This window comes from Vibrio sp. HENC-03 (genome assembly GCF_000305755.2).
Taxonomy (GTDB): domain Bacteria; phylum Pseudomonadota; class Gammaproteobacteria; order Enterobacterales; family Vibrionaceae; genus Vibrio; species Vibrio owensii.
Window position 1 is genome coordinate 115,634 of the sequence record NZ_JH976127.1, and the last position, 25,307, is coordinate 140,940.

General features: G+C 46.4%; 21 protein-coding genes. 4 read left to right on the plus strand and 17 right to left on the minus strand.

The genetic code is table 11. The features are described from left to right. Positions 1-70: 70 nt before the first annotated feature. The gene (locus VCHENC03_RS05385; RefSeq protein ID WP_009707337.1) at positions 71-1,177 is read right to left on the minus strand and encodes a response regulator; all 1,107 of its coding nucleotides are present in this window, start codon (positions 1,175-1,177) and stop codon (positions 71-73) included. Positions 1,178-1,460: 283 nt separating this feature from the next. Between VCHENC03_RS05385 and VCHENC03_RS05380 the strand changes: the two genes are divergently transcribed. Next, the gene (locus tag VCHENC03_RS05380; protein WP_005439791.1) at positions 1,461-2,336 is read left to right on the plus strand and encodes a LysR family transcriptional regulator; all 876 of its coding nucleotides are present in this window, start codon (positions 1,461-1,463) and stop codon (positions 2,334-2,336) included. Positions 2,337-2,402: 66 nt separating this feature from the next. Here VCHENC03_RS05380 and purF read toward each other — a convergent pair whose 3' ends face one another. The 10 genes from purF to fabB all read right to left on the minus strand — a co-directional run bounded on the left by purF (position 2,403) and on the right by fabB (position 16,850). Then, positions 2,403-3,917: an amidophosphoribosyltransferase gene (purF, locus tag VCHENC03_RS05375; RefSeq protein WP_009707338.1), complete on the minus strand. Its 1,515-nt coding sequence runs from the start codon at positions 3,915-3,917 to the stop codon at positions 2,403-2,405. Positions 3,918-3,953: 36 nt separating this feature from the next. After that, positions 3,954-4,445, minus strand: coding sequence for a CvpA family protein (locus VCHENC03_RS05370; protein ID WP_009707339.1), 492 nt, complete (start codon positions 4,443-4,445; stop codon positions 3,954-3,956). A gap of 61 nt (positions 4,446-4,506) precedes the next feature. Then, entirely contained in the window at positions 4,507-5,100 is a 594-nt protein-coding gene (locus VCHENC03_RS05365) for an SPOR domain-containing protein (RefSeq protein ID WP_009707340.1), read from the minus strand. Positions 5,101-5,114: 14 nt separating this feature from the next. Next, positions 5,115-6,377 (minus strand): bifunctional tetrahydrofolate synthase/dihydrofolate synthase, encoded by a 1,263-nt coding sequence (gene folC, locus VCHENC03_RS05360; protein WP_009707341.1) that lies wholly within the window; start codon positions 6,375-6,377, stop codon positions 5,115-5,117. A 46-nt stretch (positions 6,378-6,423) separates the two neighbouring features. Beyond that, positions 6,424-7,350, minus strand: coding sequence for an acetyl-CoA carboxylase, carboxyltransferase subunit beta (gene accD, locus VCHENC03_RS05355; RefSeq protein ID WP_005439795.1), 927 nt, complete (start codon positions 7,348-7,350; stop codon positions 6,424-6,426). 196 nt (positions 7,351-7,546) lie between these two features. Next, positions 7,547-8,341, minus strand: a complete 795-nt coding sequence (truA, locus tag VCHENC03_RS05350) for a tRNA pseudouridine(38-40) synthase TruA (protein WP_005439796.1) — start codon at positions 8,339-8,341, stop codon at positions 7,547-7,549. Between the two features lie 90 nt (positions 8,342-8,431). Next, positions 8,432-12,976, minus strand: coding sequence for a FimV/HubP family polar landmark protein (locus VCHENC03_RS05345; protein ID WP_009707342.1), 4,545 nt, complete (start codon positions 12,974-12,976; stop codon positions 8,432-8,434). A 199-nt stretch (positions 12,977-13,175) separates the two neighbouring features. After that, entirely contained in the window at positions 13,176-14,189 is a 1,014-nt protein-coding gene (locus VCHENC03_RS05340) for an aspartate-semialdehyde dehydrogenase (RefSeq protein WP_005433088.1), read from the minus strand. Continuing rightward, positions 14,186-15,319, minus strand: coding sequence for a 4-phosphoerythronate dehydrogenase (locus VCHENC03_RS05335; protein WP_009707343.1), 1,134 nt, complete (start codon positions 15,317-15,319; stop codon positions 14,186-14,188). The genes VCHENC03_RS05340 and VCHENC03_RS05335 overlap by 4 nt, the downstream gene beginning before the upstream one ends. Positions 15,320-15,638: 319 nt before the next feature. After that, a complete protein-coding gene (fabB, locus tag VCHENC03_RS05330) occupies positions 15,639-16,850 on the minus strand; it encodes a beta-ketoacyl-ACP synthase I (RefSeq protein WP_005433116.1) in 1,212 nt (403 codons plus the stop codon). 128 nt (positions 16,851-16,978) lie between these two features. Here fabB and mnmC point away from each other — a divergent pair, with 128 nt between their 5' ends. Continuing rightward, a complete protein-coding gene (mnmC, locus tag VCHENC03_RS05325; protein ID WP_009707344.1) occupies positions 16,979-18,997 on the plus strand; it encodes a bifunctional tRNA (5-methylaminomethyl-2-thiouridine)(34)-methyltransferase MnmD/FAD-dependent 5-carboxymethylaminomethyl-2-thiouridine(34) oxidoreductase MnmC in 2,019 nt (672 codons plus the stop codon). Between the two features lie 224 nt (positions 18,998-19,221). Here the strand turns inward: mnmC and VCHENC03_RS05320 are convergent, their stop codons facing one another. The 3 genes from VCHENC03_RS05320 to VCHENC03_RS05310 form a co-directional block, all read right to left on the minus strand. Next, a complete protein-coding gene (locus VCHENC03_RS05320; protein WP_009707345.1) occupies positions 19,222-19,746 on the minus strand; it encodes an NADPH-dependent FMN reductase in 525 nt (174 codons plus the stop codon). 176 nt (positions 19,747-19,922) lie between these two features. Continuing rightward, complete coding sequence (locus VCHENC03_RS05315; RefSeq protein ID WP_005433127.1) at positions 19,923-20,186, minus strand: YfcL family protein; 264 nt, start codon at positions 20,184-20,186, stop codon at positions 19,923-19,925. Positions 20,187-20,201: 15 nt separating this feature from the next. Next, positions 20,202-20,732: an elongation factor P hydroxylase gene (locus tag VCHENC03_RS05310; protein ID WP_009707346.1), complete on the minus strand. Its 531-nt coding sequence runs from the start codon at positions 20,730-20,732 to the stop codon at positions 20,202-20,204. Positions 20,733-21,060: 328 nt separating this feature from the next. Here VCHENC03_RS05310 and VCHENC03_RS05305 point away from each other — a divergent pair, with 328 nt between their 5' ends. Beyond that, a complete protein-coding gene (locus VCHENC03_RS05305) occupies positions 21,061-21,684 on the plus strand; it encodes a trimeric intracellular cation channel family protein (RefSeq protein WP_009707348.1) in 624 nt (207 codons plus the stop codon). Between the two features lie 83 nt (positions 21,685-21,767). Here VCHENC03_RS05305 and aroC read toward each other — a convergent pair whose 3' ends face one another. Beyond that, positions 21,768-22,853 carry a chorismate synthase gene (gene aroC, locus VCHENC03_RS05300; protein WP_009707349.1) on the minus strand — a complete coding sequence of 362 codons (1,086 nt, stop codon included), beginning with the start codon at positions 22,851-22,853 and terminating at the stop codon, positions 21,768-21,770. A 219-nt stretch (positions 22,854-23,072) separates the two neighbouring features. Beyond that, positions 23,073-24,005: a 50S ribosomal protein L3 N(5)-glutamine methyltransferase gene (gene prmB, locus VCHENC03_RS05295; RefSeq protein ID WP_005433096.1), complete on the minus strand. Its 933-nt coding sequence runs from the start codon at positions 24,003-24,005 to the stop codon at positions 23,073-23,075. A gap of 61 nt (positions 24,006-24,066) precedes the next feature. Here prmB and smrB point away from each other — a divergent pair, with 61 nt between their 5' ends. Continuing rightward, the gene (smrB, locus tag VCHENC03_RS05290) at positions 24,067-24,597 is read left to right on the plus strand and encodes an endonuclease SmrB (protein WP_009698558.1); all 531 of its coding nucleotides are present in this window, start codon (positions 24,067-24,069) and stop codon (positions 24,595-24,597) included. A gap of 103 nt (positions 24,598-24,700) precedes the next feature. On the opposite strand, the gene sixA is transcribed toward smrB, so the two are convergent. Then, complete coding sequence (gene sixA / locus VCHENC03_RS05285) at positions 24,701-25,165, minus strand: phosphohistidine phosphatase SixA (RefSeq protein WP_005438776.1); 465 nt, start codon at positions 25,163-25,165, stop codon at positions 24,701-24,703. Positions 25,166-25,307 lie beyond the last annotated feature (142 nt).

The window sequence follows — 25,307 nt, forward strand, 5'->3', positions numbered from 1 at the left end:
AAGGGAGAAACGGAATGAAAAAACAAAAAAAGCAGCATCGATATGCTGCTTTCATTTAGTTGATTTATGTTTACATTAAGCGGTTCAAACGAACGATGTTTAAGCTAAAGCTTGATGTTCCTAAACAGCCAATAGATAGTTGACCACTCGTCGTAATCGGGAGCTCACGAGTGATGAAGTTCTTCATACTACCATCACCAAGGCGGTTCCCCGCCGCTATATGTTGATTCGTATGACCATCAGACCATTGGCTATCAAGACCCGCTGGTAAAATTGAAACCGTCGATGACGCTAAATCCGCAACACCAAACACGGCATTTACTGCTCCAGCGCAATCCGAGCATTGAATGCCCTTCTCAATAATCTCCACCATGTCTTTCAGGTCGGCACTAAAGCTTTTCAGGTTGCGTAAGTAGTCATCAAACAGAGCGCGCACGAGTAAGGTTGTCGCTACCCCACTCTCTTCCAGTGATGCTGAATCGACGAGGTAAAACGCAAACTGGCCGTTCATCAACCACCGATAATCAAACACCAACGGCATAACATCCGTAGATTGCAATAATCGGTAAGAGCATTTCCAGTCGCCTTGCGATGCATCTTTCTCTGGGAGCAGTGCATGGAGCAAATCACGTGCGGCATTCGGATTTTGCTGTAAATACTCTAAGTGCCAATGGAGCTCTTGCTCATCAGGCATTTCTCCGCCGTCATCAACTCTAAACCACTGGCTGGAGAAATCCCTATGGTCAGAATAATGGCAGTCGGCTTCTTCAAGCGTGTTATCAATCGCTTGAGACAAATGTTCATAGTTTCCAATTGGTTTTGGTAAGAAGTCTTTAATGCCAAAACGCAGCGCTTTCGCTACATCAGACATTTCGTCGGTGCCCGATACCACGATCAGTGGCATAGATGGATACTCTAGGCTTACCTCTTCTACAAATTCGATTCCGTCTAAGACGGGCATTGATAAGTCACATAAGACAAGATCAGGCTGGCACTCCCTCAGTTGTTGAAGCGCCTCTAGGCCATTTTCAGCTTCTACTACCTTGAAACCCTGACTTTCCAAATAGGCACTAGTTACTCTACGAAATATAGGGTCATCGTCCACCAACATGATGAGCTTGCGATTGACCACTTCCTGCGCCGAGACCATTGCCGTTTGACTGTGAGTCTTAAACATACCTTTACACCTCACAAAGCTCAGTCAAAAAACAAATTCTAAGTTATTATTGTTGTTGTATTCACATCTTACGAAACGTTGTGCAGCAAGACGTCAGGCCCTTTCACCTTGTTATAAACCGTAGCCTGAAATTGACGTTTATACAAATATTCCATTGTTTATCAGTATTTACTAAGAGCCTCCTGCTGTGTTCAAATGACGCAACATGTTGACTTAAAGCAAACTTTGATCACAAAGTTAATTATAAATTAGCCATAAACGGTAGTTTAATGTGTCTGGAAATATGAAATTAGATGATCTAAACCTATTTCGATTGGTTGTCGAAAATGGGAGCTATACCGCAACTTCGCGAAAAACCATGATTCCGGTGGCAACCATCACCCGACGCATTCAAGCGCTTGAAGACTCTGTCAATCTTCGATTGCTGAACCGTCATGCGCGTAAGCTTTCTCTGACTGAAGCCGGAGAACGTTTTTACCATGAATGCTCACCTTTGCTGCAACGTCTAACCTCGACAGCAGAGGAAATTACGGATGATTGCCGTGGTGCATCGGGCAAGATCAAGATCTCTGCGCCGTACAACTTGACGAAGCGCATGATGATGCCGATGTTCAATTCGTTCATGAAACAGTACCCAGATATCAACATCGAACTGACAACGGAAAGCAACGCCGACCAACTTGATCCTACAGAGTGGGACGTGATCTTCCGTGTTGGCCCACAACGTGATTCCAGCCTGATTGCTCGTAAAATCGGTGAAGTGAAAGACATTCTGGTCGCGAGTCCTGATTACTTGAGTGCAAACCCTGCGCCAAATCACGCTGAAGAGCTTTCTAACCACTCTTTGCTAAAAGGTTCACCACTTATCAAGTGGACGCTGATTAACAGCAAGGGCGAGTCTGTGGTGAACGTAGAGCGTGGTCGTTTTCAAGCAAACGCACTGAACGTGGTTCGTAGCTCTTGTTCGGAAGGTCTTGGCATTACATTGATGCCTGATGTGATGATCAAAGAGTACATCGAAAGTGGCGATCTCGTGCGCATATTGCCAGATTGGAGCGCAAACCCGCGTGACATCTACATGCTTTACAACCACAAAGATCACTTACCAGAGAAAGTTCGTCTATTCATCGACTTCGTGATCGCCTACAACATTCATTAATGTTGGCCACAGATACAAAAAACCAGAGCCGAAGCTCTGGTTTTTTTATGTCTTTAGTAGCGCGATTTAAGCACCTTCGTTGTGCAGTTCTAGGTTTGCTAAATCTTGCTGAATCTCGCGTTGCGTTTTCGCATCGTCGTTGCGCAAGCCATCAAGGAAATCTAGATATTGCTGATCGATATCACCTGTCACGTATTCACCGTTAAATACAGAGGTATCGAATTGCGTGATGTCTTGATTGCCAAGACCAACCGCTTCAACTAAGTCATCCAAACGCTGATAAATCAGTGCATCTGCACCAATTTGCTTACAGATGGTTTCGTTATCACGGCCATGTGCAATCAGCTCTGTTGCGCTTGGCATATCGATACCGTAAACGTTCGGGAAGCGCACTTCAGGAGCCGCTGAAACCATAAACACTTTGTTCGCACCGGAATCACGAGCCATCTCAATGATCTGCTCTGAAGTGGTACCACGAACAATAGAATCATCGACAAGCAATACGTTCTTATCTTTGAACTCAGAACGAATAGCATTTAGCTTACGACGAACTGATTTCTTACGTTGCTGTTGACCCGGCATGATGAAGGTACGGCCGACGTAACGGTTTTTCACGAAACCTTGGCGGTATGGTTTATCAATCGCTTGTGCAATTTGAAGCGCAATATCACACGATGTTTCAGGAATTGGGATAACCACGTCGATATCAAGATCTGCGTAATCTTCGCGGATACGGTCACCCAGCTTTTTACCCATTTCAACACGAGCGCTGTAAACCGAGATCTTATCAATGAATGAGTCAGGACGAGCGAAGTAGACGAATTCAAAGATACATGGGTTCAGCTTTGGATTGTCACCACATTGCTTGGTAAACAACTCGCCTTCAAACGTTGCGTAAATCGCTTCACCTGGTGCGACATCACGAACAAAGTCAAAACCAACCGCATCCAGTGCTACAGATTCTGAAGCCACCATGTACTCTGTTCTGCCTTCGACTTCACGCTTACCTAAACATAAAGGGCGAATACCGTGTGGGTCACGGAAAGCAATCATGCCATGACCGATGATCATCGCTGCGACAGCATAAGCGCCACGGATGGTACGGTGTACATTTGTTACAGCGCGGAAAACGTCATCTGCCGTTACGTTACCTTTTACCGTATCGATCTCATGTGCAAGTACGTTTAGAAGTACTTCTGAGTCTGAAGTGGTGTTGATATGGCGGCGATCTTTTTCAAACAGCTTCTGACGAACTTCATGAGCGTTAGTCAGGTTACCATTGTGGGCAAGTGTAATACCGAAAGGAGAGTTTACGTAGAAAGGTTGAGCTTCAGAGGCACTTGAACTGCCAGCGGTTGGGTAACGAACATGACCGATACCAACCTCACCTTGTAAGCGTTGCATGTGTCTTGCTTCGAACACATCCTTCACTAAACCGTTCGCCTTACGTAGACGGAAACGATTGCTTTCTATGGTACAAATACCAGCGGCATCTTGGCCACGATGCTGTAACACCGTTAACGCGTCATAAATAGACTGGTTTACAGGCGTTGTGCCCACGATTCCAACAATACCACACATGTCCTAATCCTCGATTTGCGACAGTAGCTGGCACTACTAGATAGTGCCAGACAGAAAACTTGATGTTGCTTGTAAGTGCTCGAAGAATGGCTCAATCACAAGTTTGAACTCAGGGACCAACTGTGACTCTTTCCACCAATCCGAGCTTGGGAATGCAGTAAACGCATCCATAAAAAACAGCACCGCAGAAACAATCAGCACTCCACGTAAGCCACCAAATACCATACCGAGAATTCGATCGGTACCTGATAGCCCTGTTTTTTGTACCAGTTGACCAATGACGTAATTCACCACTGCACCAACCACTAAGGTTGCGACGAATAACGCCGCAATTGCGGCTCCGTTTCGAAACATTTCATCTTCGATGTTGGTGAAGTACACCGCCAATTTGGCGTAGTAGTTGCTGGAGATAAAAAATGCTCCAAACCAAATCACCAAAGACAAAGCTTCTTTAGCAAAACCGCGAACTAAACTGATCAGAGCTGAAAATCCGATCACACCTAAAATGACAAAATCTAACCAATTCATGTTTTCTTCATCTTAAGTTGGCGCGCATTTTAACAGAAAAAATGCTGACGCAAACGTTTTCTTATGGATTTAATGGCTTAAATTTAAGCAATTGACCTTTTGAGCCTGTAATTTTTTGTAATTCCTTGACCTGTCGTTCAAGTTTACTTTTTGATACATCAGGACCAACAATCACTCGAGTAAAAGCAGTCTCTTTTTTTACATGAGCTTGGTAACCACGCTTCTGTAAATCCTCTACTAATGCAACAGCATTCTCATGGTTTTTCAGTGCCATCAACTGAATGATCCAAGCAGAATCTTCATATTGATTTTTTTCTTCAACTGGACGAACCGCAACTTCCACCTGTTCAGGTTGTTTCGTTTCTTCTGGTTGGGTAACTGGCTCTGGTTCTGGCTCCGAAACGGCAACTTGAGGCTCTTCAGATTCATCTACCGTTGCCGTAACCGGAGATTCAGGCAAAGAGACATCATCTTCTACAGGCTCTAGTATTTCGAAGTTCTCCACATCGCTATCAAGTTCAGGTTTGATAGGAATACTGGCAAACTCCTCTTTGTAGTGCAGTTTCTTACCATCTAGCACGTCTGGAAGTACGATGACCCCCACCGCGACTAGAATGATGGTGCCGACTAAACGACTTTGGAATTTACTTGCCATCAAATTACCTTTGATTACTCATTATTTGATTGCCAATGCTCCAACACTTCGCCCACTGTATGGAAGGAACCAACCACCAAAATAACATCGGCTTGAACGGCGTGTTTCTGCGCACTCTCAAACGCTTCGACTGGGGTTTGGAACTGAACTTGACCTTGAGGTAAGTATTGGCACAGTTCATCTGCTGTCGCCGCGCGTGGGCCAGTTAGCGATGCTGGGTACCATTGTGTTGCAATTGGAGTTAATGCTTCGATTGTTGCCTTGATGTCTTTATCGTGCAGCATAGCGACCACTACGTGGATATTCTTATCCGCGTATTGGCGTTTCACCTTCTCAACTAAGTATTCAGCTGAGTGAGGGTTGTGCGCGACATCAAGAACGATTTCTGGACCCGTTTGCAGAACCTGCATTCGGCCAGCTAGACGAGCATTATTCAAGCCATTAACGATATTAATGTCAGTGATTTGCAATTCTGAAGCGCCAAGTGCCATTAAAGCTGTTGCCGCATTAGGTAGCGGTAGCGATGGAACTGGTAGGTCTTCTAATGCAAATGCGCCACTGGTCCACTTCCAACCTTTCTCAGTCAATTGGTAATCGAACTGGATGCCAACTTGGAAGAACTCAGCTTGAATGTCATCAGCGTGCGCAGCAACGGTTGCTGGCGGCGTTGGTTGGCCACAAATCGCAGGTTTGCCAGCACGGTAGATGCCCGCTTTCTCAAAGCCAATTACATTGATGTCATCACCAAGCCAATCCACATGATCGATAGCCAAGCTGGTAATAACAGAGACATCATGATCTACAACATTTGTTGCATCTAAACGCCCGCCGAGGCCAACTTCTAGCAGAACCACATCGACTTTCTCAACTTGGAAAATACGAAGTGCGGCTAACGTACCGAATTCAAACAAGCTTAGACTAATATCGCCGCGTTGCTGCTCAACGTAATCAAACGCTTCACAGTGTTTGCTGTCCTCTGCATCCACGCCATTGATGCGCACACGTTCGTTGTAACGAATTAGGTGTGGAGAGCTGTATACACCCACTGAGTAGCCTGCATCTAACAGAATCGCTTCCATCAATGCACACGTCGATCCCTTGCCATTGGTGCCGGCAACAGTAATCACAGTAGGAGCAGGTTTGGTGAGGTTGGCTTTTTGCGCTACCGCTTGAACACGGTCTAAGCCAAGGTCGATAGCTGAAGTGTGGAGATTTGTTAAATAATCAAGCCACATCGTTAGAGAGGATGTGGCTTGAGGAATAGAGTTTTGGGTCATCTAACTTTAACCATTAATTTCTTTGGTTTTTATGTTAGCTGATACTTTACCCTTTTTCGTCCGCTTCTGGTACAGAATATGGTTCTTCATTTGGAGATTCGTTAACCGAAACCACCATAGGAGACTTGTGGTTAGTTAGCTTAGCCACTAGACCACCCACGCGCTGACGCATTTCACGACGGTCAACGATCATGTCAATCGCGCCGTGCTCAAGAAGGAACTCACTACGTTGGAAGCCTTCAGGAAGATCTTCACGTACTGTCTGTTCGATTACACGGCGACCTGCAAAGCCGATAAGTGCTTTAGGTTCACCAATGTTAATGTCACCTAGCATTGCCAAACTCGCTGATACACCACCCATTGTTGGGTCAGTCAGTACAGAGATGAATGGTAGGCCTTTGTCAGAAAGACGTTCAAGTGCTGCACTGGTTTTCGCCATTTGCATTAGAGACATCAGTGCCTCTTGCATACGCGCACCGCCACTTGCAGAGAAACAAACAAGCGCACAGTTGTTTTCAATTGCTGCTTCTACCGCTTTAACAAAGCGTGCACCAACAACAGAACCCATTGAACCGCCCATGAAAGAGAATTCGAACGCACACGCCACTAGTGGCATGCCCAGCAATTCACCTTGCATTACGATCAGTGCATCTTTCTCGCCGCTGCTCTTTTGCGCTGCAGAGATACGCTCTTTGTAGCGTTTAGAATCTTTAAACTTCAGTTTATCTTGTGGCTCAAGCTCAGTGCCAAGCTCTACGCGTTCACCTTCATCTAGGAAAGTTTCTAGACGACGACGCGCTTTCATGCGCATGTGGTGATTACACTTAGGACAAACTTCTAGGTTGCGCTCAAGCTCAGCATGGTACAGAACCTGCTCACAAGAAGTACATTTGGTCCACACGCCTTCAGGAATAGAGGCTTTACGTGAACTTACTAGGTTGCTTTTCTCTAAAATCTTTTCAAGCCAACTCATGGAAGACCTTTTCTCTCAACTCTTCCGCTTCATTGCGAAAGATATAAATTCGGGAATATTGCGGATGGATTAAAACATATCTTGCCGCGACTGTAGATAAAAAACTGGTTGTACCTATTTTTGATATCATTAATAACGCACAGTTTCTGCACGTATCCAGTCTAAAGTACCGATATTTTGAAACAAAATCGCAAATTTAGTTCAAATTATCTGGCAAAAACAGCGGACCGATCGGAACTTGTGGCAATCCAAACTCTTCTGGGTAGTCCACATCCACTAAATACAGACCTTCAGCTTTCGCCGTTGCACCTGCTAATTTGCGGTCTTTTGCTTCAAGTAGCCACTTGATCCATTCTGGTTTTTCTTCGCCACGACCTACCTTGATCAGACTGCCAGTAATGTTACGCACCATATGGTGGACAAAAGCATTCGCTTTAATGTCAATCACGATGTAATCACCATGGCGGGTCACATTAAGGTGCATCAAGTTGCGGAATGGGCTCAACGACTGGCAATGCGCAGCGCGGAATGAACTAAAGTCGTTCTCACCTAACAGGTACTGACCTGCTTCATGCATTTTCTTCTCGTCTAGCTCACCGTGATAGTGGCTAACGCCAGAATTTAAAATACCAGGACGCAATGCGTGGTTGAAGATGATGTAGCGGTAACGACGTGCGGTTGCTGAGAATCGAGCATGGAAATCATCGTTCACTTCCACTGCCCAGCGGACAGCGATATCACTTGGCATGTTCGCGTTTGCGCCCATGGTCCAAGCCACCATTTTACGACTCACGTTGGTGTCAAAGTGAACGACCTGACCAGTGCCATGTACGCCAGCATCGGTACGACCTGCACACTGTACTTCGACAGGATGGTTCGCGACCACAGATAATGCTTTCTCTAGCTCTTCTTGGACACTTTTCACGTCTCTTTGGCGTTGCCAACCAAAGTAGTTTGTACCGTTGTATTCGATACCTAATGCGATTCTCATTTTAACCTTCGAACTCTAAAATGGGGCGGGAAGTATATACGTAAGTCCTTCCAGATACAAAAAAGGGCAGCGTTTGCTACCCCTTTTTACTTATCGACCGTTAATCGTGTCGATGAGAGTTTTAGCCTCTCGGCGAATATCGTCCTCACCGTAGACAATCGCTTCCTCTAACAGTTTAATCGCGCCTTGAGGGTCGTTCATTTCAAGGTAGATCTTTGCTAGGTCTAGCTTGCCAGCTGCTTCAGCATTGGTATCTACGTCAACATCACCAATATCGCCAATCACATCTGGGAACTCATTCAAACCCACATCGAGTTTGAGCTCTTGCTCTTCAAACTCACCACCGTCTTTGTCTACCTGAGCCATCAACTCATCAATGGTCATGAATTGATTTTTCTTCGGATCAAAATCGGTTAGGTCGTCTTGCTCACCCCAGTTCTCTTGTGCGATCTCAGGCTGTGCAAGTGCTTCTGATGAACTCCACACTTCACGCTGGTCTTCTGGAACCTCTGCCGTTGATGAGGTGTTTTCTGGCGACAGCTTAAAGCCATCCCAATCGTCACCAACATCCAGCATGGTTTCAAAGTCCATACCTGCACTTGCAATGGTGTCGCTGTCTAACTTGCCATCAAATACTTCAGATTCAGCATTTTCAGACAACAAGTTCGCCATCGCAGACTCTTCAAAGTCATTTAATTCCGACTCTAGGTCATTGCTCGGCTCAGGCTCTAAATCGGCACTGAAAGCGTCTGGTTGCGCGAAGACTTCAAACAGAGCGTCATGGTCATTCTCTGCTTGTTGTACAGCTTGAGAGACTTCTGAGTGCTCTTTAACAACCTCAGGTTCAACAGTGTCAGAGTCAGAACTTGCTGCCTCTTCTGTCACTGATGCCAAAGCATCTTCTTCATTGAACTCTGGTAATTCAAAGTCATCGAAGTTGAACTCTTCTTCTGCTTTCGCAACTGGCGCTTCAGGCTCAGCGATTTCAGATTCCGCTAGCGCAGGCTCATCGGCCATCGAAGCCAATGCGTCTTCTTCGTTGAACTCTGGAAGCTCTAACTCATCGAAGTTGAACTCTTCTTCTGCTTGCGCAACTGGTGCTTCAGACTCAGCGATTTCAGATTCCGCTAGCGCAGGCTCATCGGCCATTGAAGCTAATGCGTCTTCTTCGTTGAACTCCGGAAGCTCTAACTCATCGAAGTTAAACTCTTCTTCTGCTTCCGCAACTGGTGCTTCAGGCTCAGCGATTTCAGATTCCGCTAGCGCAGACTCTTCGGCCATCGAAGCTATTGCGTCTTCTTCGTTGAACTCCGGAAGCTCCAACTCGTCAAAGTTGAACTCTTCTTCCGCTTCCGCAACTGGTGCTTCAGACTCAGCGATTTCAGATTCCGCTAGCGCAGGCTCTTCGGCCATTGAAGCCAATGCGTCTTCTTCGTTGAACTCCGGAAGTTCTAACTCATCGAAGTTGAACTCTTCTTCTGCTTCCGCGACTGGCGTTTCAGACTCAGCGATTTCAGATTCCGCTAACGCAGGCTCTTCGGCCATCGAAGCTAATGCATCTTCTTCGTTAAACTCTGGAAGCTCTAACTCATCGAAGTTGAACTCTTCTTCTGCTTCTGCAACTGATGCTTGAGGTTCAGCGATTTCAGATTCCGCTAGCGCAGGCTCTTCAGCCATTGAAGCCAATGCATCTTCTTCGTTGAACTCTGGAAGCTCTAACTCATCGAAGTTGAACTCTTCTTCATCAATAGCCGATTCAATCGAGCTTGCTGCTACGGGTTCTTGTTCAATTTTGTTTTCAGGTGCTATCTCATCAACCAGCCAATCTTCCTCTTGAGGAATTCCAAATTCGTTTTCAACCGTATTTGGTGTTGGCGTGAACGCTGGAGCCGGTTCAGTTTCCGGTTCTGCCATCGTTTCTTCTTGTGGCTGAGACGCTTCCGTTAGGCTTTCTGCTTGAGGATCTAACGCTTCAGGAAGTTCAGCTGAATGCTCTTCAACTGTATTTTCTGCTAGTTCGTTATCTTCAACCAATGGTTCAGCCGGAGCTTCTGATTGCTGCTCCGTATTCTCACTTGCTACTGGCTCTTCACCAATTAAAGCATCAAGTTCTGCTGCAAAGTCTGAAGGCTCTTGCTCACTTGGTAGCAACGCTTCGTTGTTACTTTCGAATAGCTCATCAAGCTCCGTCATTAACGGATCATGCTCTGGGGAAACCTCCTCAAGGTCGCCTAAGAAATCTTGGCTATCAAAATCATCAATTGATTCTGGTTGCTCTTGTTCAATCGGCTCACTTGGAAGTTCTGCCTGAGTTTGGTTATCAACTTCAGGTTGGTTCTCACTCAGCAGAGCATCAATATCCAAACCAGAATCGAGACCAAGCGCTGCTTTTTCCTCTTCCAGATCGGCAGCAGGCTCAACATCTGTCATTGGCTGAGGTTGTTGAGCACTCTCTTCAGCTTCTGGCTCTAGATCATCAAAGCCTAACGAAGCAAGGAGATCGTCGTCACTCAGCTTGTTTTCTGCTTGCTCTAACTCGTCATCTTCACGAATCAGTTCATCAAATGGATCGATTTCACTGCTTGTTTCGTCCTGCTCTTCTTCTACGCTCTCGTCGCTAAGCAGTTCGTCCAGCAGGTCAACACTGTTTTCATCAATGTCTTCTAGAGAATCGTCACCATCGAAGCCCGACAGCTTTTCTAGCTCATCAAGCGGGTCAAAGTCATCATCGGAGGAGTCTTCATCATCAAAACCAATGAGCTCATCAAGTAAATCTGTGCTGTCTTCATCGATGGTAGGCTCTTCACTTAAACCTGCGATGTCTTCCAACTCTTCAAGCGGATCAAGTTCGTTAAGCGGTTCGCCATCGTCTTCACCGATCAACTCATCAAGTAACGCAGATGCTTCTTCTTCACTTGAATCGCTTTCAGATAAACCAGATAACGTTTCTAGCTCATCAAACAAATCATCATCAGTGTCTTTTGGCGTTGGCTGTTCATACTGTGCAAGCAACTTGTCGATGTCGTCATCTGTCGCTTCACCCGCAGAGAATGCTGTTTCTGATACCGTTGGATTATCATCTTCAACGTCTAAGTTGAGATCGTCACCATCAAGGTCAGCAAACAGATCATCGAGCATTGCTTGATCAAGCGCATTACTTTGTAACTCTTCCGCGGGGTCATCAGCCGCGAGTAATTCAGCAAAGGCGTCATCAGACATTGCATCAGAGCTGTCTTCGTCAGAAAGATCGAAGCCTGCATCATCATCGTCATCGAGCACTTCAAGCTCTGGCGTCACTTCATCGAGCGCGCGCTCCATCTCTTCAAGACCTAGCGCTTTTTCTTCGCCATTAACTTTGATGCCATTGCTAGAAGAATCAAACTCATCAAAGCCGACATCCAGCTCGCCATCATCGCCAATACCCGCGAATGGGTCTTCGCCATCGTCGCCTTCTAGATTGAAGTCGAGGTCATCGTCATCGAGGTTACCGAAAACATCCTCTTCTTCAGGCTGTTGTTCTTCTTGCTCGAATAGGTTTTCTGTTTCGTCGTCATCACCGAACAGGTCATCATCTAGGCTTAGCTCTTCATCTAATTCGTCAGCAGCCGCTAAACCGATTGGCGCCGCAAGAGGATCAAGGTTTTGCTGTTCTTGTGCAGCCGCTTCTTCCTCTTTCGCTTTAGAGCGTCGACCAAGTAGCATAACGACTAGCAACGCAATCAAAGCACCCGGAATTAATGCCGCAAGACCAACAAGCCAACCATTCGACAAAATTTTGTCCATGGTGCTTGGTTGCATGCGTTGTTGTTCAGCGACACGTTGGCGTTCCTCTGCCAGCAGTTTCTCTACTTCTGAGCGAATGCGTTCTTCATCGTTGAGCGAGGTTTTTAGCGTTTCGACTTCACTCTGTACTTCAGAAAGCATCAAACGCAGGCGATGGTTCTTCTCTTCTAAAGATTCCAACTCACTTTGCGAACCTTGCAGCTTGTCTTTTAATGCACTGACTTGCTTTTCACCCTCAGGTGATGTGCTCACTGCGGGTACTGGAGTGGTTGGTTCTACCGCTTTAATTGGCTCGGGTTTCGGCGTTTCAGGCTTAACTGACTCAGCTTTAGGCTCTGGCTTTGGCGCTTCAACCACAGGCTTCGGCGGCTCAACTTTCGGTTTTGCTGGCTGAGCAGGCGTTGGTTTTGGCTGAGTAAGACGAGCTTCATGCGCTTTCATGATCGCAATCGCTTGTGCCGTTGTCGCACTTTGCACTTGCTCTAGAGAAGGCACACGTAGGCGACTTCCTGGAATAAGCTCGTGGATATTTTGCTTATCAAACGCTTGAGGGTTTATGCGATAAATGGCGAGTAGCGTTTGTTGTACGGAAACATTTCGAGAAGGTCGTAATTCAGAAGCAATCGACCAGAGAGTCTCGTTTTGACCAGTCGGACCGAAGAAACGCGACGGTTGGTCATTTTCAGGTGGAGCAGGTAACGCTCGTTCAATCTCCTCAGCGTAGCTCGGAGATGCTTGCACTTCACCAGAGGGGCCTACAAGACGAATACCTTCGGCTTGAACCACTGATGATGTCTGAGTCGCGCTCATCAGCACAAGGGCTGCTAACAAACGCTTATAATTTTGACGCATAGAAGGCTCAGTTAGGTGCTAGTAACAATTTGAAATGGTGATCGGTTAAATATATCGGATAAAGCACGCAAAACTATAGCATTGAGGGTAAAAAATGTGTGGCTCTCACCATATTCGTACTAATCTCACACAATTTTACGCCGTTCGAACAAAAAAGCCTCGCATAGTGCGAGGCTTAAAGGTTCTTAGCGAGGTCGACTTAGTAGTAGTCGCGGATCAGAACTTCTGCGATTTGAACCGCGTTAGTTGCTGCGCCTTTACGAACGTTATCTGCAACAACCCATAGGTTTACGCCGCTGTGATGGCTGATATCGTTACGGATTCGACCTACCATTACGTGGTCTTTACCGCCCGCATCGCGAACTTGTGTTGGGAAGTCTTCGCCGTGGAATACTTCGATACCGTCAGTTTGCTCAAGCAAGTTAACGACTTCTTGTGCATCGATTGGTGAACGCGTTTCAACGTGAAGTGCTTCTGCGTGGCCGTAGAATACTGGCACGCGCACACAAGTTGGGTTTACAGTGATTGATGGGTCGTTAAAGATCTTTTGCGTTTCCCACACCATTTTCATTTCTTCTTTGGTGTAGCCGTTTTCCATCATCTGATCGATTTGTGGAATACAGTTAAATGCGATCTGTTGAGAGAATTGCTTCTTGTCTGCTGGCAGACCGTTTAGCAACTTCGCTGTTTGACCTGCGAGCTCATCAATACCCGCCTTACCTGCACCAGAAACCGATTGGTACGTTGATACGTTAATACGCTCAATACCCACTGCATCGTGAATAGGCTTTAGTGCCACCAGCATTTGAATGGTTGAACAGTTCGGGTTCGCAATGATGTTGCGGTTACGGAACTCTGCAATCGCTTCTGGGTTTACTTCAGGCACAACAAGAGGAATATCGTACTCGTAACGGAAGTGTGATGTGTTGTCGATAACAATCACGCCTTCATCTGCTGCGATTGGAGCCCATTTTGCTGACAGTTCACCACCAGCAGAGAACAGAGCGATGTGCGCTTGTGACCAATCAAACTCTTCCACGTTTTGTACGCGAATTGTTTTACCATTGAAACGGTAAGTCTTGCCTTCACTACGCTCACTCGCAAGTAGGAAGATTTCACCTACCGGGAATTTGCGCTCTTGAAGCACTTCCAAAATTGTTTCACCGACCGCACCGGTCGCACCTAATACGGCAACATTGTATTGCTGGCTCATTGACTTACCTCAACCTGAAAACCTAGTTCTGCTAATGGTGCAAGATTGCATGTTTGGTTACCCACTAGCGTGACAGCGCTGTACTCGCGGCGATCCCAGTAGTTTTTACGCATCAGGTCAAAAGAGCCTGGCTTACTGATTTCGCGGCGGAAAAGAGCGTCATCTTTACGCACATCATAGATTAACTGCGTGATGTTGTGCAGCGTTGCTTCATCCCATGCTCTGTCCAATACCATAGTAGGAACAGGCGCGGTTGGCAGTAAATCGCTGGCATGCGCACGTAATTCGTTATTTAAGAACTCACAGTAGCTGTTGAAAATCATCGTCGTACCGCGAGCTTTCCCTTCCAGACCATAGCCTGCAACGTGAGGGGTTGCGAATGCTAGCAGAGGCAGAAGCTCCATATCAACCTCTGGTTCAAATTCAAATACGTCGAGTGCCGCTGTAAAGCCGTCGTTTTTCAGCAAACGCTGCTTCAGCGCTTGGTTGTCCACAACTGGACCGCGCGCCGCATTAATAAGAATTTGATCGCTACGAAGACCATTTAACACCTTCTCATCAATCAAATGATGGGTTGGGTGTGGGCCATCTTTAGTGATAGGTGTGTGCAACGTGATGATGTCAGAACGTTCGATCAATTCTGCTAACGGAGTGAAACTGCGAGAATCGCCCTCTTCTTGTTTGAATGGGTCATTGATGAGCACGTTGATACCCATGCCTTTCAAACATTTCTCAAGGTAACTCCCCACTTGACCCGCACCGATGATACCAACGGTTTTATCGAAAACAGAGAAACCTTGCTGTTGTGCTAGCACCATCATGACGCTGAACGCATACTCAGCAACACCAACTTTGTTACATCCTGGTGCTGCGGTGAAGAAAATGCCCTTCTCTTTTAAAAGCGCTTGGTCAACATGATCCATGCCCGCCGTCGCCGTACCAACGAACTTCAGCTTGTTTGCTTTGCTGATCAGTTCTGAGTTTACTTTGGTAACTGAGCGAATCATTAGCGCATCTACATCCACTAAATCATCGGCTGTCAGTGTACGACCGGGTTTTAGAATCACTTCACCGAGTTGGCTGAATAGCTCTTCAGCGTACGGCATATTTTCATCAACAATAATTTTCATAGCGCCAGCGTTTAACATCCATTTGTATGAGTTCGTATATTCGCAAGATGCGAAGCTAAAGCGATTGTGCCCTTTTCTTGAAAAATCTCAACAATTAGAGTGAGCAAAAACAGGTTTCAGAAAAGAAAAAGCCCGGCTAAATTAGCCGGGCAAAGTTCCAGAACAAAAGGATCCTATCCCGCTCTCCTTGGGATAAAGTCTGCGTCTGTTCGATCAGTTTGACTGATCAAGCTCTGGAAACTGGTTTGTTGGTCCGTTTACGCCATATGGGAGATCACAGTGATATTCCGACCAACAAATTCAGTTAGCTTTGGGTCGCTTACGCTTGGTACTTTTTGATTACCAATGTTGCGTTTGTACCACCAAAACCAAAGCTGTTTGACATAACAGTCGTTAGCTCAGCGTCGCGAGCTTCCGTTACGATGTCTAGACCTTGTGCTGCTTCATCCAAGTTAGAGATGTTCACACTTGGCGCAATGAAGTTGTTATCTAGCATTAGCGTTGAGTAAATCGCTTCGTGAACGCCAGCTGCACCTAGTGCGTGACCTGTCATTGCTTTTGTTGCAGAAATCGCAGGGCTGTTGTCGCCGAATAGCTCTTGGATAGCGCCTAGCTCTTTCACGTCACCTACAGGAGTAGAAGTACCGTGTGTGTTGATGTAGTCGATAGCGTCAACATCTTGCATTGCCATCTTCATACAACGAACTGCGCCTTCACCTGATGGTGCTACCATGTCGTAGCCATCAGAAGTCGCGCCGTAACCTACGATTTCGCCGTAGATCTTCGCGCCACGAGCTAGAGCGTGCTCTAGTTCTTCGATAACTAGCATGCCGCCACCACCAGAGATAACGAAACCGTCACGATCTGCATCGTAAGTACGAGATGCTTTTTCTGGCGTTTCGTTGTACTTAGTAGATAGTGCGCCCATTGCATCAAACATCATAGTTTGAGACCAATCTAGCTCTTCACCACCACCTGCAAATACGATGTCTTGTTTACCAAGTTGAATAAGCTCCATCGCGTGACCGATACAGTGTGCAGACGTTGCACAAGCTGAGCTCATTGAGTAGTTCACACCACGAATCTTAAATGGTGTTGCAAGACACGCAGATACTGTTGAAGACATAGTACGTGGCACCATGTAAGGGCCTACGCGTTTTACGCCTTTCGCACGCATCGTGTCAGTTGCTACTGTTTGGTTTAATGCAGAAGCACCACCAGAACCAGCAACGATACCTGTACGATCGTTTGAAACTTGTTCTTCAGATAGACCAGCGTCTTCAATTGCCTGCTGCATTGATAGGTATGCATAAGCAGCCGCATCACCCATAAAGCGCATCTGCTTACGGTCAATAAACTCTGCAGGGTTGATTTTCAGATCACCCCACACCTGCGAACGCAGACCGTTTTCTTTAAACTGCTCAGACGCAGTGATGCCAGATTTGCCCGCTTTAAGAGACGCTAGAACTTCTTCGACGTTGTTACCGATACTTGAAACAATACCCATACCGGTGATTACGACTCGTTTCATTATGACATTCCTATAATTCAAAAATCCGCTAGATAATAACTAAGATAGTCAACAAAAGTGGTCAGCTTTCCCAGAAATTCGTACAATCGCCGAATTCTAACCGCGCCAAATCACATATTTGCACCATTATGACTTCGATTAAAAACGCAGAACTTGGTTGGAACGAAGCTGGTACACCGGTTTCTGACCAATTTGATGATGTTTATTTCTCCAACGTAAACGGTCTCGAAGAGACGCGTTACGTGTTCCTCAAACAAAATCATCTACCAGAAAGATGGCAGGAATTTGACCAAAGACGTTTTGTTATTGGTGAAACCGGATTTGGCACAGGGTTGAATTTCTTAGCCGTGTGGCAATGGTTTACCGAATTTCGTCGCGAATATCCAGAGGCAACGCTAAAAGAATTGCATTTCGTTAGCTTTGAGAAGTACCCACTAAGCAAAGCTGATTTAGAAAAAGCGCATCAATCATGGCCAGAATTGGCAGAGTTTGCCGAAAAACTGCAACAGCACTATCCAGCCGCAGTGCCTGAGTGTCATCGCATTGTTTTAGAAGACGGCGCTATCACGCTTGACCTTTGGTTTGGCGATATCAAAGACTGTATGCCGCTTGTTCCTTATGCTGAGCAAGGCTTGATTGATGCTTGGTTCTTAGATGGGTTTGCTCCAAGTAAAAACCCAGAGATGTGGAACCAAAACCTATTCAACGGCATGGCAAAATTGGCGAAACAGGATTGTACAGTAGCAACCTTTACGGCAGCGGGTTTTGTGCGTCGCGGCTTAAACGAAGCGGGCTTTGTAATGAAGAAAGTCAAAGGCTTCGGCACCAAGCGTGAAATGATCGCAGGTTCGATGGAGCAACGTGAAGCGCACTCAAATCACCTACCTTGGTTCAACCGCACTGCATCGACCAATCATGATTCCATTGCGATTATTGGTGGCGGCATCGCTAGCGCGGCTTTGGCTAAAACGCTGGTTCGCCGCGGTCAAAATGTCACGCTTTATTGCAAAGACGCTCAACCTGCAGAAGGCGCATCAGGCAACCGCCAAGGCGCAGTGTACCCATTACTAAATGGTCCACACAAAGGCGTTTCTCGTGTATTCGCTCCGGGCTTTTTGTTTGCCCGTCAGTTTGTTGACCAAGCAGCGCAAGATATTCAATTTGATCACGACTGGTGTGGTATTACTCAGCTGATGTGGGATGACAAATCCGCAGACAAGTTAGAGAAAATGCTCACAGGCAATTTCACCCCAGAGTTGATTCACAAGCTATCTGCTGAAGAGACGGCTGAAAAAATTGGCTTGCCGATTGATATGGCATCAGTTCATTACCCTCTTGGCGGTTGGTTATGCCCTGCTGAACTGACTCGTGGTTTGATTGCTCAACTAGAAAACACCGAGCTTTTCGAAGCGAAGTTCGAGCATCAAGTCGAGTCGCTAGATTGGGATGAAGCGCGCAAGGTTTGGATATTGAAGGCTAACGGCCAAAGCTTTGAGCATTCAACTGTCGTGGTTGCTAATGGCAGTGAGTTCCAAACACTCAGCCAAACTGCCGACCTACCAATGGGTCAGGTAAAAGGTCAAGTTAGCCATGCCCCTGCAACTGAAACGCTGTCCAAGCTGAAAACAGTATTGTGTTACGACGGTTACATGACACCTGTTAACCCGAATAATCAGCATTTATGCATCGGTGCAAGTTACGACCGCAGTCACCTAGACTACGAGTTTGACGAAGAAGCACAAAAAGACAACGCCGAGAAGTTGGTGAAGTGTTTGCCGAACCAAACTTGGACAAAAGAAGTGGATACCTCTGGTAACTTATCACGCCAAGGTATTCGCTGTGTTAGCCGTGACCACCTGCCATTTGTCGGTAACGTAGGCGACTTTGAAACCATCAAAACGCAATATGCAGATCTGCAAAATCAACAAGAACAAGACGTTGAAGCGATTCACCAGTTCCCTAACCTATTCTGTTTCCTTGGTTTAGGCTCTCGTGGTTTAAGCTCTGCGCCTCTAATGGCCGAGGTGTTGGCATCACAAATCTGTGGCGACCCGTTACCACTGCCTGTTGATGTGCTGACTGAACTGCACCCAAGCCGTATGTGGGTAAGAAAGCTACGTAAAGGTAAGGCGATTACTGAGTTGTAACGTTTTCGAGTGTGTAAAGAACCCCTCCTAGCCTCCCCTTAAAAAGGGGAGGAACAAGTTCTTAACCCCGCATTAGTCCTCCCCCTTTCCAAGGGGGAGTTAGAGGGGGTAGCTCTGAGAACAAACAACCACCCCTAGCCTCGTCTTAAAAAGTGAGGAACCAGTTCTTAGCTCCGCATTAATTCTCCCCCTTTCTAAGGGGAATTAGAGGGGGTTACAAGTGTTTAGTTCAACGCCGCCACGGCCGCTTTCACCTGCTCTACAATTTCCGCATTACGGAACTCACCCGCTTCCAAATCAAAGTTATCGTAGAAGCTTGGAATAGATTGCGATGCTTTCACTTCAGCACCAAAGTAAGGCGCAGAGCCTGTTGCCGCAGCGAGTACCGTTTGTGCGCCACCAGGGCCAGGTGAAGTCGCTAAGTACACCGCGGGTTTATTTTGGAATACATTGCGATCAATACGTGTCGCCCAATCGAATAGATTCTTATACGCCGCTGGGTAAGAGCCGTTGTGCTCAGCAAAAGAAATCACCAAAGCGTCCGCGGTTGCGATGTCAGCAAGAAACGCTTTTGCGCCTTCCGCCTGACCGATTTCTTTCTCTTTGTCTTCACTGAACAAAGGAACATCGTAGCTATTGAGATCTAATACTTGAACTTCTGCACCTTCGACAAGGTTAGCAGCGTAAGTCGCAAGAGTTTTATTGATAGAGGTAGAGCTAGTAGAAGCGCCAAATGCGATAATTTTCATGGTTGTAGTCCTTTGTTCACGTTTTGTACTAACAAGAGTAAAAGGTGAACGAGTGTGCTACAACCACAAAAATTTTAAGGAGAGATTCGAAAATTTCGAAGGAGTTTATTTCAACTCTTTTTGCTTCAACCAGAAGCTTAGCGCTGCCAATCGAAGCATATATAACTGAATGAGACTTAAGCTTGCGCTTGAAGCTCTTGCCATAGATCACTCACGATCACGCGATCGGCTGGCGTTAGTTCTGAACGTGCTTCTTCAAGACTGTTTTCGATGCGAGATTTAAGCTCAGTCACATCGTTAATGCCTTCTTCTTCACACGCTGCAGCAGACAGAGAAATGTGACCACGTAAATAACCACCAGCAAACAGTTCATCATCCGATGCTGTTTCAATGCGAGCATCAATCAGTTCTAGTAGTTTTTCTTCAAATTCAATAATCATGGCGTTTCTCTGAGGTTATTTAACGATAAAGTCAGATGGTTCCAACGGCTTGGTTTGGTAAAAGGCACGTAATGCATCCGATAGCATTTTCACGCGAGGCGGAAGACCGTTTTCTAGAATGCCCATTACTTCATTGTGCACTTTGTGCATAAAACCAAGTCGATCTGGTTCAAAATCGCCGTGTAGATTGTCACAACTGACGTTAAAAGGGAAGTCAGCACTTTTCGCTAGAATCCACTCGTAAGCTTGAGGGCGAATTTCAACTTTTTCGAACTCAGCTTGAACCTCTGCTGTACGACCATCTGGTTCGTACCAGTAACCAAAATCTTCCAACAAACGACGCTCTGGTCCTGCTACGCACCAATGGGCAATCTCGTGCAGCGCTGACGCGTAAAAGCCACGAGCAAAAATAATCCGATGATGCGGGTGTTCTTCATCTGCTGGCAAGTAAATTGGCTCATCGCCGCCTAGCTCTAACTCAGTGTTAAAAGGCCCAAGAAATGTGTCATTGAAAATAGCGATAAGGTCTTGATATTCGTGGTTCATCATCGATTCTGTACGTCAAATTGATATGCGGTGCGCATTGTCGCTGTTTTTCTTACACAGGTAAAGCCACACAACATGTTTGGTTATTAGCTGAGTTAATCTGAAAGTCGCTTTCTCCATACAATTTCTCATTCGTCACAGATCACATTTACCACTACACTCACGCCTTATTTTTACGCTTAACGATGGCGACTTCAACGCCACTTGAAGCGAGATTCTTTTTGGGTTTAAGCCTCTCCCCAAGGTTTAAATCTTGTTGGTAAGTTTTGCTGCTGTTTTCCTTAATCTCAAGGATCATGACAGAGCCCTTTTATTTGAGTGTCCCCTTATGCTGCTAAGTGTGTTGTACATCATTGGTATCACGGCTGAAGCCATGACTGGTGCATTGAGTGCCGGTCGAAGAAAAATGGATTGGTTTGGTGTTATGTTGGTAGCCAGTGCAACGGCAATTGGCGGCGGTACGGTACGCGACATTTTGCTAGGTCACTACCCATTAGGTTGGGTAAAGAATCCAGAATTTTTGGCAATCACTTGTGTAGCTGGCGTTCTGACGACAGGCTTAGCGAAATGGGTGATTAAATTCAAAGGGCTATTTATCCGTTTGGATGCACTGGGCTTGATCGTATTTAGCATCATCGGCACCAAAGTCGCGATTGGTATGGGCTTACACCCTGGTATTTGTATGGTGTCTGCACTAGTAACCGGCGTATTTGGTGGTTTGCTACGTGATTTGATTTGTCGTCAAACACCGCTTGTGTTGCATGAAGAGCTTTACGCCTCTGTCGCACTTATCGCATCAGGTTTGTACCTAGCGCTACTTGAGTTCAACGTACCAGACGTAACGGCGACGATTGTGACTCTGATTACTGGTTACATGCTGCGAATGGCAGCAGTACGATTCAAATGGCGCTTGCCTTCATTCCACTTGGAAACCGAAGGGTCGATTCACTGATTCGAATCGAAAGCTATTGAAAAGAAATGAAAAAGGCTGCTCACTGAGCAGCCTTTGCGTTTCTATCGAGTTAAGCTGCAAACTTAAATCTTTGGAGTCTCGGTTTGTACGCCATGGTTTTGACCACGATGACGTAGCAAGTGATCCATAACGACAATAGCCAGCATCGCTTCTGCGATAGGCACGGCGCGGATACCCACACATGGATCATGACGACCTTTAGTGATCAACTGAGTTGGTTCACCTTCTTTAGTGATGGTTTCACCCGGAACCGTAATGCTTGAGGTTGGTTTAAGCGCGATGTTTGCAACAATATCTTGGCCAGTAGAGATACCGCCAAGAATACCGCCTGCGTGGTTGCTACCAAAGCCTCCTGGTGAAAGCGTATCACGGTGCTCGCTGCCTTTTTGGCTTACCACGTCAAAACCGTCGCCGATTTCCACGCCTTTCACCGCATTAATGCTCATTAGCGCGTGTGCGATGTCTGCGTCTAGACGATCAAATACAGGTTCACCAAGGCCAACAGGTACGTTCGTTGCCACAACCTGAATTTTTGCGCCAATAGAGTCGCCTTCTTTTTTCAGGTCACGGATAAGTTGATCAAACGCTTCTACTTTGTCTGCATCAGGGCAGAAGAACGCGTTGTTTTCAATTTCATTCCAATCCACTTTATCGATTGAAACGTCACCCATTTGCGACAAGTAAGCGCGGATTTCCACACCAAACTCGTCTTTCAGGTATTTCTTAGCGATTGCACCAGCTGCCACACGCATTGCCGTTTCACGAGCAGACGAACGGCCGCCACCTCGATAATCGCGCACACCGTATTTTTGGTGGTAAGTGTAATCAGCGTGTCCTGGACGGAACTTGTCTTTGATGTCTGAGTAGTCTTTAGAACGTTGGTCTGTGTTCTCGATCATCAGGCCAATTGAAGTGCCTGTAGTTTGACCTTCAAATACGCCAGAAAGAATTTTTACTTCGTCCGGTTCACGACGTTGGGTAGTGTAACGTGATGTGCCAGGACGGCGACGGTCGAGATCCGTTTGCAGATCTGCCTCAGTGATTTCCAAACCTGGAGGGCATCCGTCTACGATACATCCTAGTGCGATACCGTGACTTTCTCCGAATGTCGTTACTCGGAAATGTTGTCCGATACTGTTTCCTGCCATTACTTCCTCAAGTTCTTGTCGCCACGCTCTCCATGAGCGCAACTGCTTTTCAATTCTTCGTGGAATCATAGTGGCGGTATTACGTTTTGATGTAAAGCCCGATTTGGCGGAAAAAACAAAACAGCCGAAATTTTCCGAGCTCAGTGCGAAGCGGATAAAAAAACACCGAGCACTGGGCTCGGTGTTTTCATTATTTTTAACGGTTCTGTTTCGACGAGCTTAGTCTTTGTACAGTTTGAACTCTTCTGCACACTCAACCAGCTGGTCACGCGTTAGCATGAATACGCCGTGACCACCGTTCTCGAACTCAATCCAAGTGAATGGAATTTGTGGGTACTGTTCCATCATGTGGACCATTGAGTTACCGACTTCACATACAAGAATACCGTCGTCTGTTAGGTAGTCTGGCGCATTAGCAAGAATACGGCGAACCAGTTTTAGACCGTCAGTGCCAGCAGCTAGACCTAGTTCAGGCTCGTGCGTGAACTCGTCTGGTAGGCTGTTCATGTCTTCTTCGTCCACGTAAGGTGGGTTAGACACGATCAGGTTGTACTTCTCTTTTGGAAGATCGCGGAACAAGTCAGAGCGGATTGGGAACACTTGTTGCTCCATGCCGTGATCTTGTACGTTTTGCTCAGCCACTTGTAGAGCGTCTGTAGAGATGTCGATCGCGTCAACTTCTGCTTCAGGGAAAGCGTGCGCACAAGCAATCGCGATACAGCCAGAACCCGTACATAGGTCCATGATGCGCGTAGGCTCTTCCACCAACCAAGGCTGGAATTCCGCTTGAATCAATTCGCCGATAGGAGAACGTGGCACAAGTACACGCTCATCAACGAAGAACTCAAGACCGCAGAACCATGCTTTGTTGGTTAGGTATGCAGTTGGTGTACGCTCGTTGATGCGTTTTACTACGCGCTCAACAATACGCAGACGCTCGCTTGTCGTAAGGCGAGAGTTCAATACGTGCGGAGGCACATCAATCGGCAAGTATAATGTTGGCAGGATAAGCTGAACTGCTTCATCCCACGCATTATCAGTGCCATGACCGTAAAACAGGTTAGCTGCGTTAAAGCGGCTTACCGTCCAACGAATCATATCTTGAAGGGTATGGAGCTCCGATACCGCCTCTTCTACAAAAATCTTATCCAAAATTGCCTCCGAAAAGCGCTACAATACTGCCATAAATTGTAAAAATGAAATTGTTTACCTAATGAGCAAAAAAGACACCGAACACGATGACGATTTCGCCTTGTTTAAGGATGCAGTACAGGGCGTAAAAAAGTTGCGACAGGATACCATAATCCAGCAACCAAAAAAAAATACTAAGCAAAAAGAAATCACACGCTCAAACCGTGAAGCGAGTGATTCTGAGTTTTACTTTTCTGATGAGTTTGTTCCGCTTCTTAATGAAGAGGGACCAACTCGTTATGCCCGTGACGATGTGTCCACTTATGAAGTGAAACGTCTTCGTCGTGGCGTGTACGTGCCTGACGTTTTCCTAGACATGCACGGCATGACACAACAAGAAGCCAAGCGAGAACTCGGTGCGATGATCGCGTACTGCGTGAAAAACGAAATCCACTGTGCGTGTGTGCAACACGGCATCGGTAAGCACATTCTGAAGCAGAAAGCGCCGCTTTGGTTAGCTCAACACCCAGACGTAATGGCATTCCACCAAGCGCCTCTAGAGTTTGGCGGCGATGGTGCCCTACTGGTGCTGCTGTCCATTCCAGAAAAATAACTCACCGACTTCGACAGTATTTCGCTGACGAGCAAGAACGACAAAGGCAGGTTAACCCTGCCTTTTTGTTTTTTCTCGAGTCATCATCCCGAGAGGTGGTGCTCTATGGCGTGATATGCCAAAGCACTTCACCGCGTTGTGTTTGCGGATCAAATTCAATGCACACCAAACCTGATGTCGGGAACATTGGTGGCGTCATGTCTTTCACAAATTCCGAGGTAAGGTAGCCCACCAGCGGTAAGTGCGATACAAACAAAAGAGATTCAAGCTTCTCAACTTCAATCAACGCATTAGCGAAATCAAACACTTGGTCGGATTGACCGTAAGGCGTGATGTCTTCACACGTTTCGATGCTCTTAGCCGAAAAATGTGCGCTGATTTCTTGCCAAGTTTGCTGCGCTCGAATGTACGGACTCACCAGCACTTTGTCGAATTGAGCAAAACCTTGCTCTTTACATGCTCGGGCAACTGCTTCCGATTCAGTTCTGCCTCTTGGGGTCAGTTGTCTTTCTGCGTCGGTGTTCGCAAAATGCTCTGCTTCACCGTGACGCAAGATAAATATTTTCATGTTATTTCCTAGGGATAGCTAACGCTACCAAAAGGTTGACTGCTATCTTTATACGGATAGCGGGCTAACTTTAATAATGTCGAAACAAAAATACTGATATAATTATCGGTTCATTATACCAATTCGCTTGCTAAAGATAGCG

Bases quoted from the DNA above. Each gene is read 5' to 3' on its own strand.
- VCHENC03_RS05385 (WP_009707337.1), bottom strand. From the start codon at position 1,177: ATGTTTAAGACTCACAGTCAAACGGCAATGGTCTCGGCGCAGGAAGTG.
- VCHENC03_RS05380 (WP_005439791.1), top strand. From the start codon at position 1,461: ATGAAATTAGATGATCTAAACCTATTTCGATTGGTTGTCGAAAATGGG.
- purF (WP_009707338.1), bottom strand. From the start codon at position 3,917: ATGTGTGGTATTGTTGGAATCGTGGGCACAACGCCTGTAAACCAGTCT.
- VCHENC03_RS05370 (WP_009707339.1), bottom strand. From the start codon at position 4,445: ATGAATTGGTTAGATTTTGTCATTTTAGGTGTGATCGGATTTTCAGCT.
- VCHENC03_RS05365 (WP_009707340.1), bottom strand. From the start codon at position 5,100: ATGGCAAGTAAATTCCAAAGTCGTTTAGTCGGCACCATCATTCTAGTC.
- folC (WP_009707341.1), bottom strand. From the start codon at position 6,377: ATGACCCAAAACTCTATTCCTCAAGCCACATCCTCTCTAACGATGTGG.
- accD (WP_005439795.1), bottom strand. From the start codon at position 7,350: ATGAGTTGGCTTGAAAAGATTTTAGAGAAAAGCAACCTAGTAAGTTCA.
- truA (WP_005439796.1), bottom strand. From the start codon at position 8,341: ATGAGAATCGCATTAGGTATCGAATACAACGGTACAAACTACTTTGGT.
- VCHENC03_RS05345 (WP_009707342.1), bottom strand. From the start codon at position 12,976: ATGCGTCAAAATTATAAGCGTTTGTTAGCAGCCCTTGTGCTGATGAGC.
- VCHENC03_RS05340 (WP_005433088.1), bottom strand. From the start codon at position 14,189: ATGAGCCAGCAATACAATGTTGCCGTATTAGGTGCGACCGGTGCGGTC.
- VCHENC03_RS05335 (WP_009707343.1), bottom strand. From the start codon at position 15,319: ATGAAAATTATTGTTGATGAAAATATGCCGTACGCTGAAGAGCTATTC.
- fabB (WP_005433116.1), bottom strand. From the start codon at position 16,850: ATGAAACGAGTCGTAATCACCGGTATGGGTATTGTTTCAAGTATCGGT.
- mnmC (WP_009707344.1), top strand. From the start codon at position 16,979: ATGACTTCGATTAAAAACGCAGAACTTGGTTGGAACGAAGCTGGTACA.
- VCHENC03_RS05320 (WP_009707345.1), bottom strand. From the start codon at position 19,746: ATGAAAATTATCGCATTTGGCGCTTCTACTAGCTCTACCTCTATCAAT.
- VCHENC03_RS05315 (WP_005433127.1), bottom strand. From the start codon at position 20,186: ATGATTATTGAATTTGAAGAAAAACTACTAGAACTGATTGATGCTCGC.
- VCHENC03_RS05310 (WP_009707346.1), bottom strand. From the start codon at position 20,732: ATGAACCACGAATATCAAGACCTTATCGCTATTTTCAATGACACATTT.
- VCHENC03_RS05305 (WP_009707348.1), top strand. From the start codon at position 21,061: ATGCTGCTAAGTGTGTTGTACATCATTGGTATCACGGCTGAAGCCATG.
- aroC (WP_009707349.1), bottom strand. From the start codon at position 22,853: ATGGCAGGAAACAGTATCGGACAACATTTCCGAGTAACGACATTCGGA.
- smrB (WP_009698558.1), top strand. From the start codon at position 24,067: ATGAGCAAAAAAGACACCGAACACGATGACGATTTCGCCTTGTTTAAG.
- sixA (WP_005438776.1), bottom strand. From the start codon at position 25,165: ATGAAAATATTTATCTTGCGTCACGGTGAAGCAGAGCATTTTGCGAAC.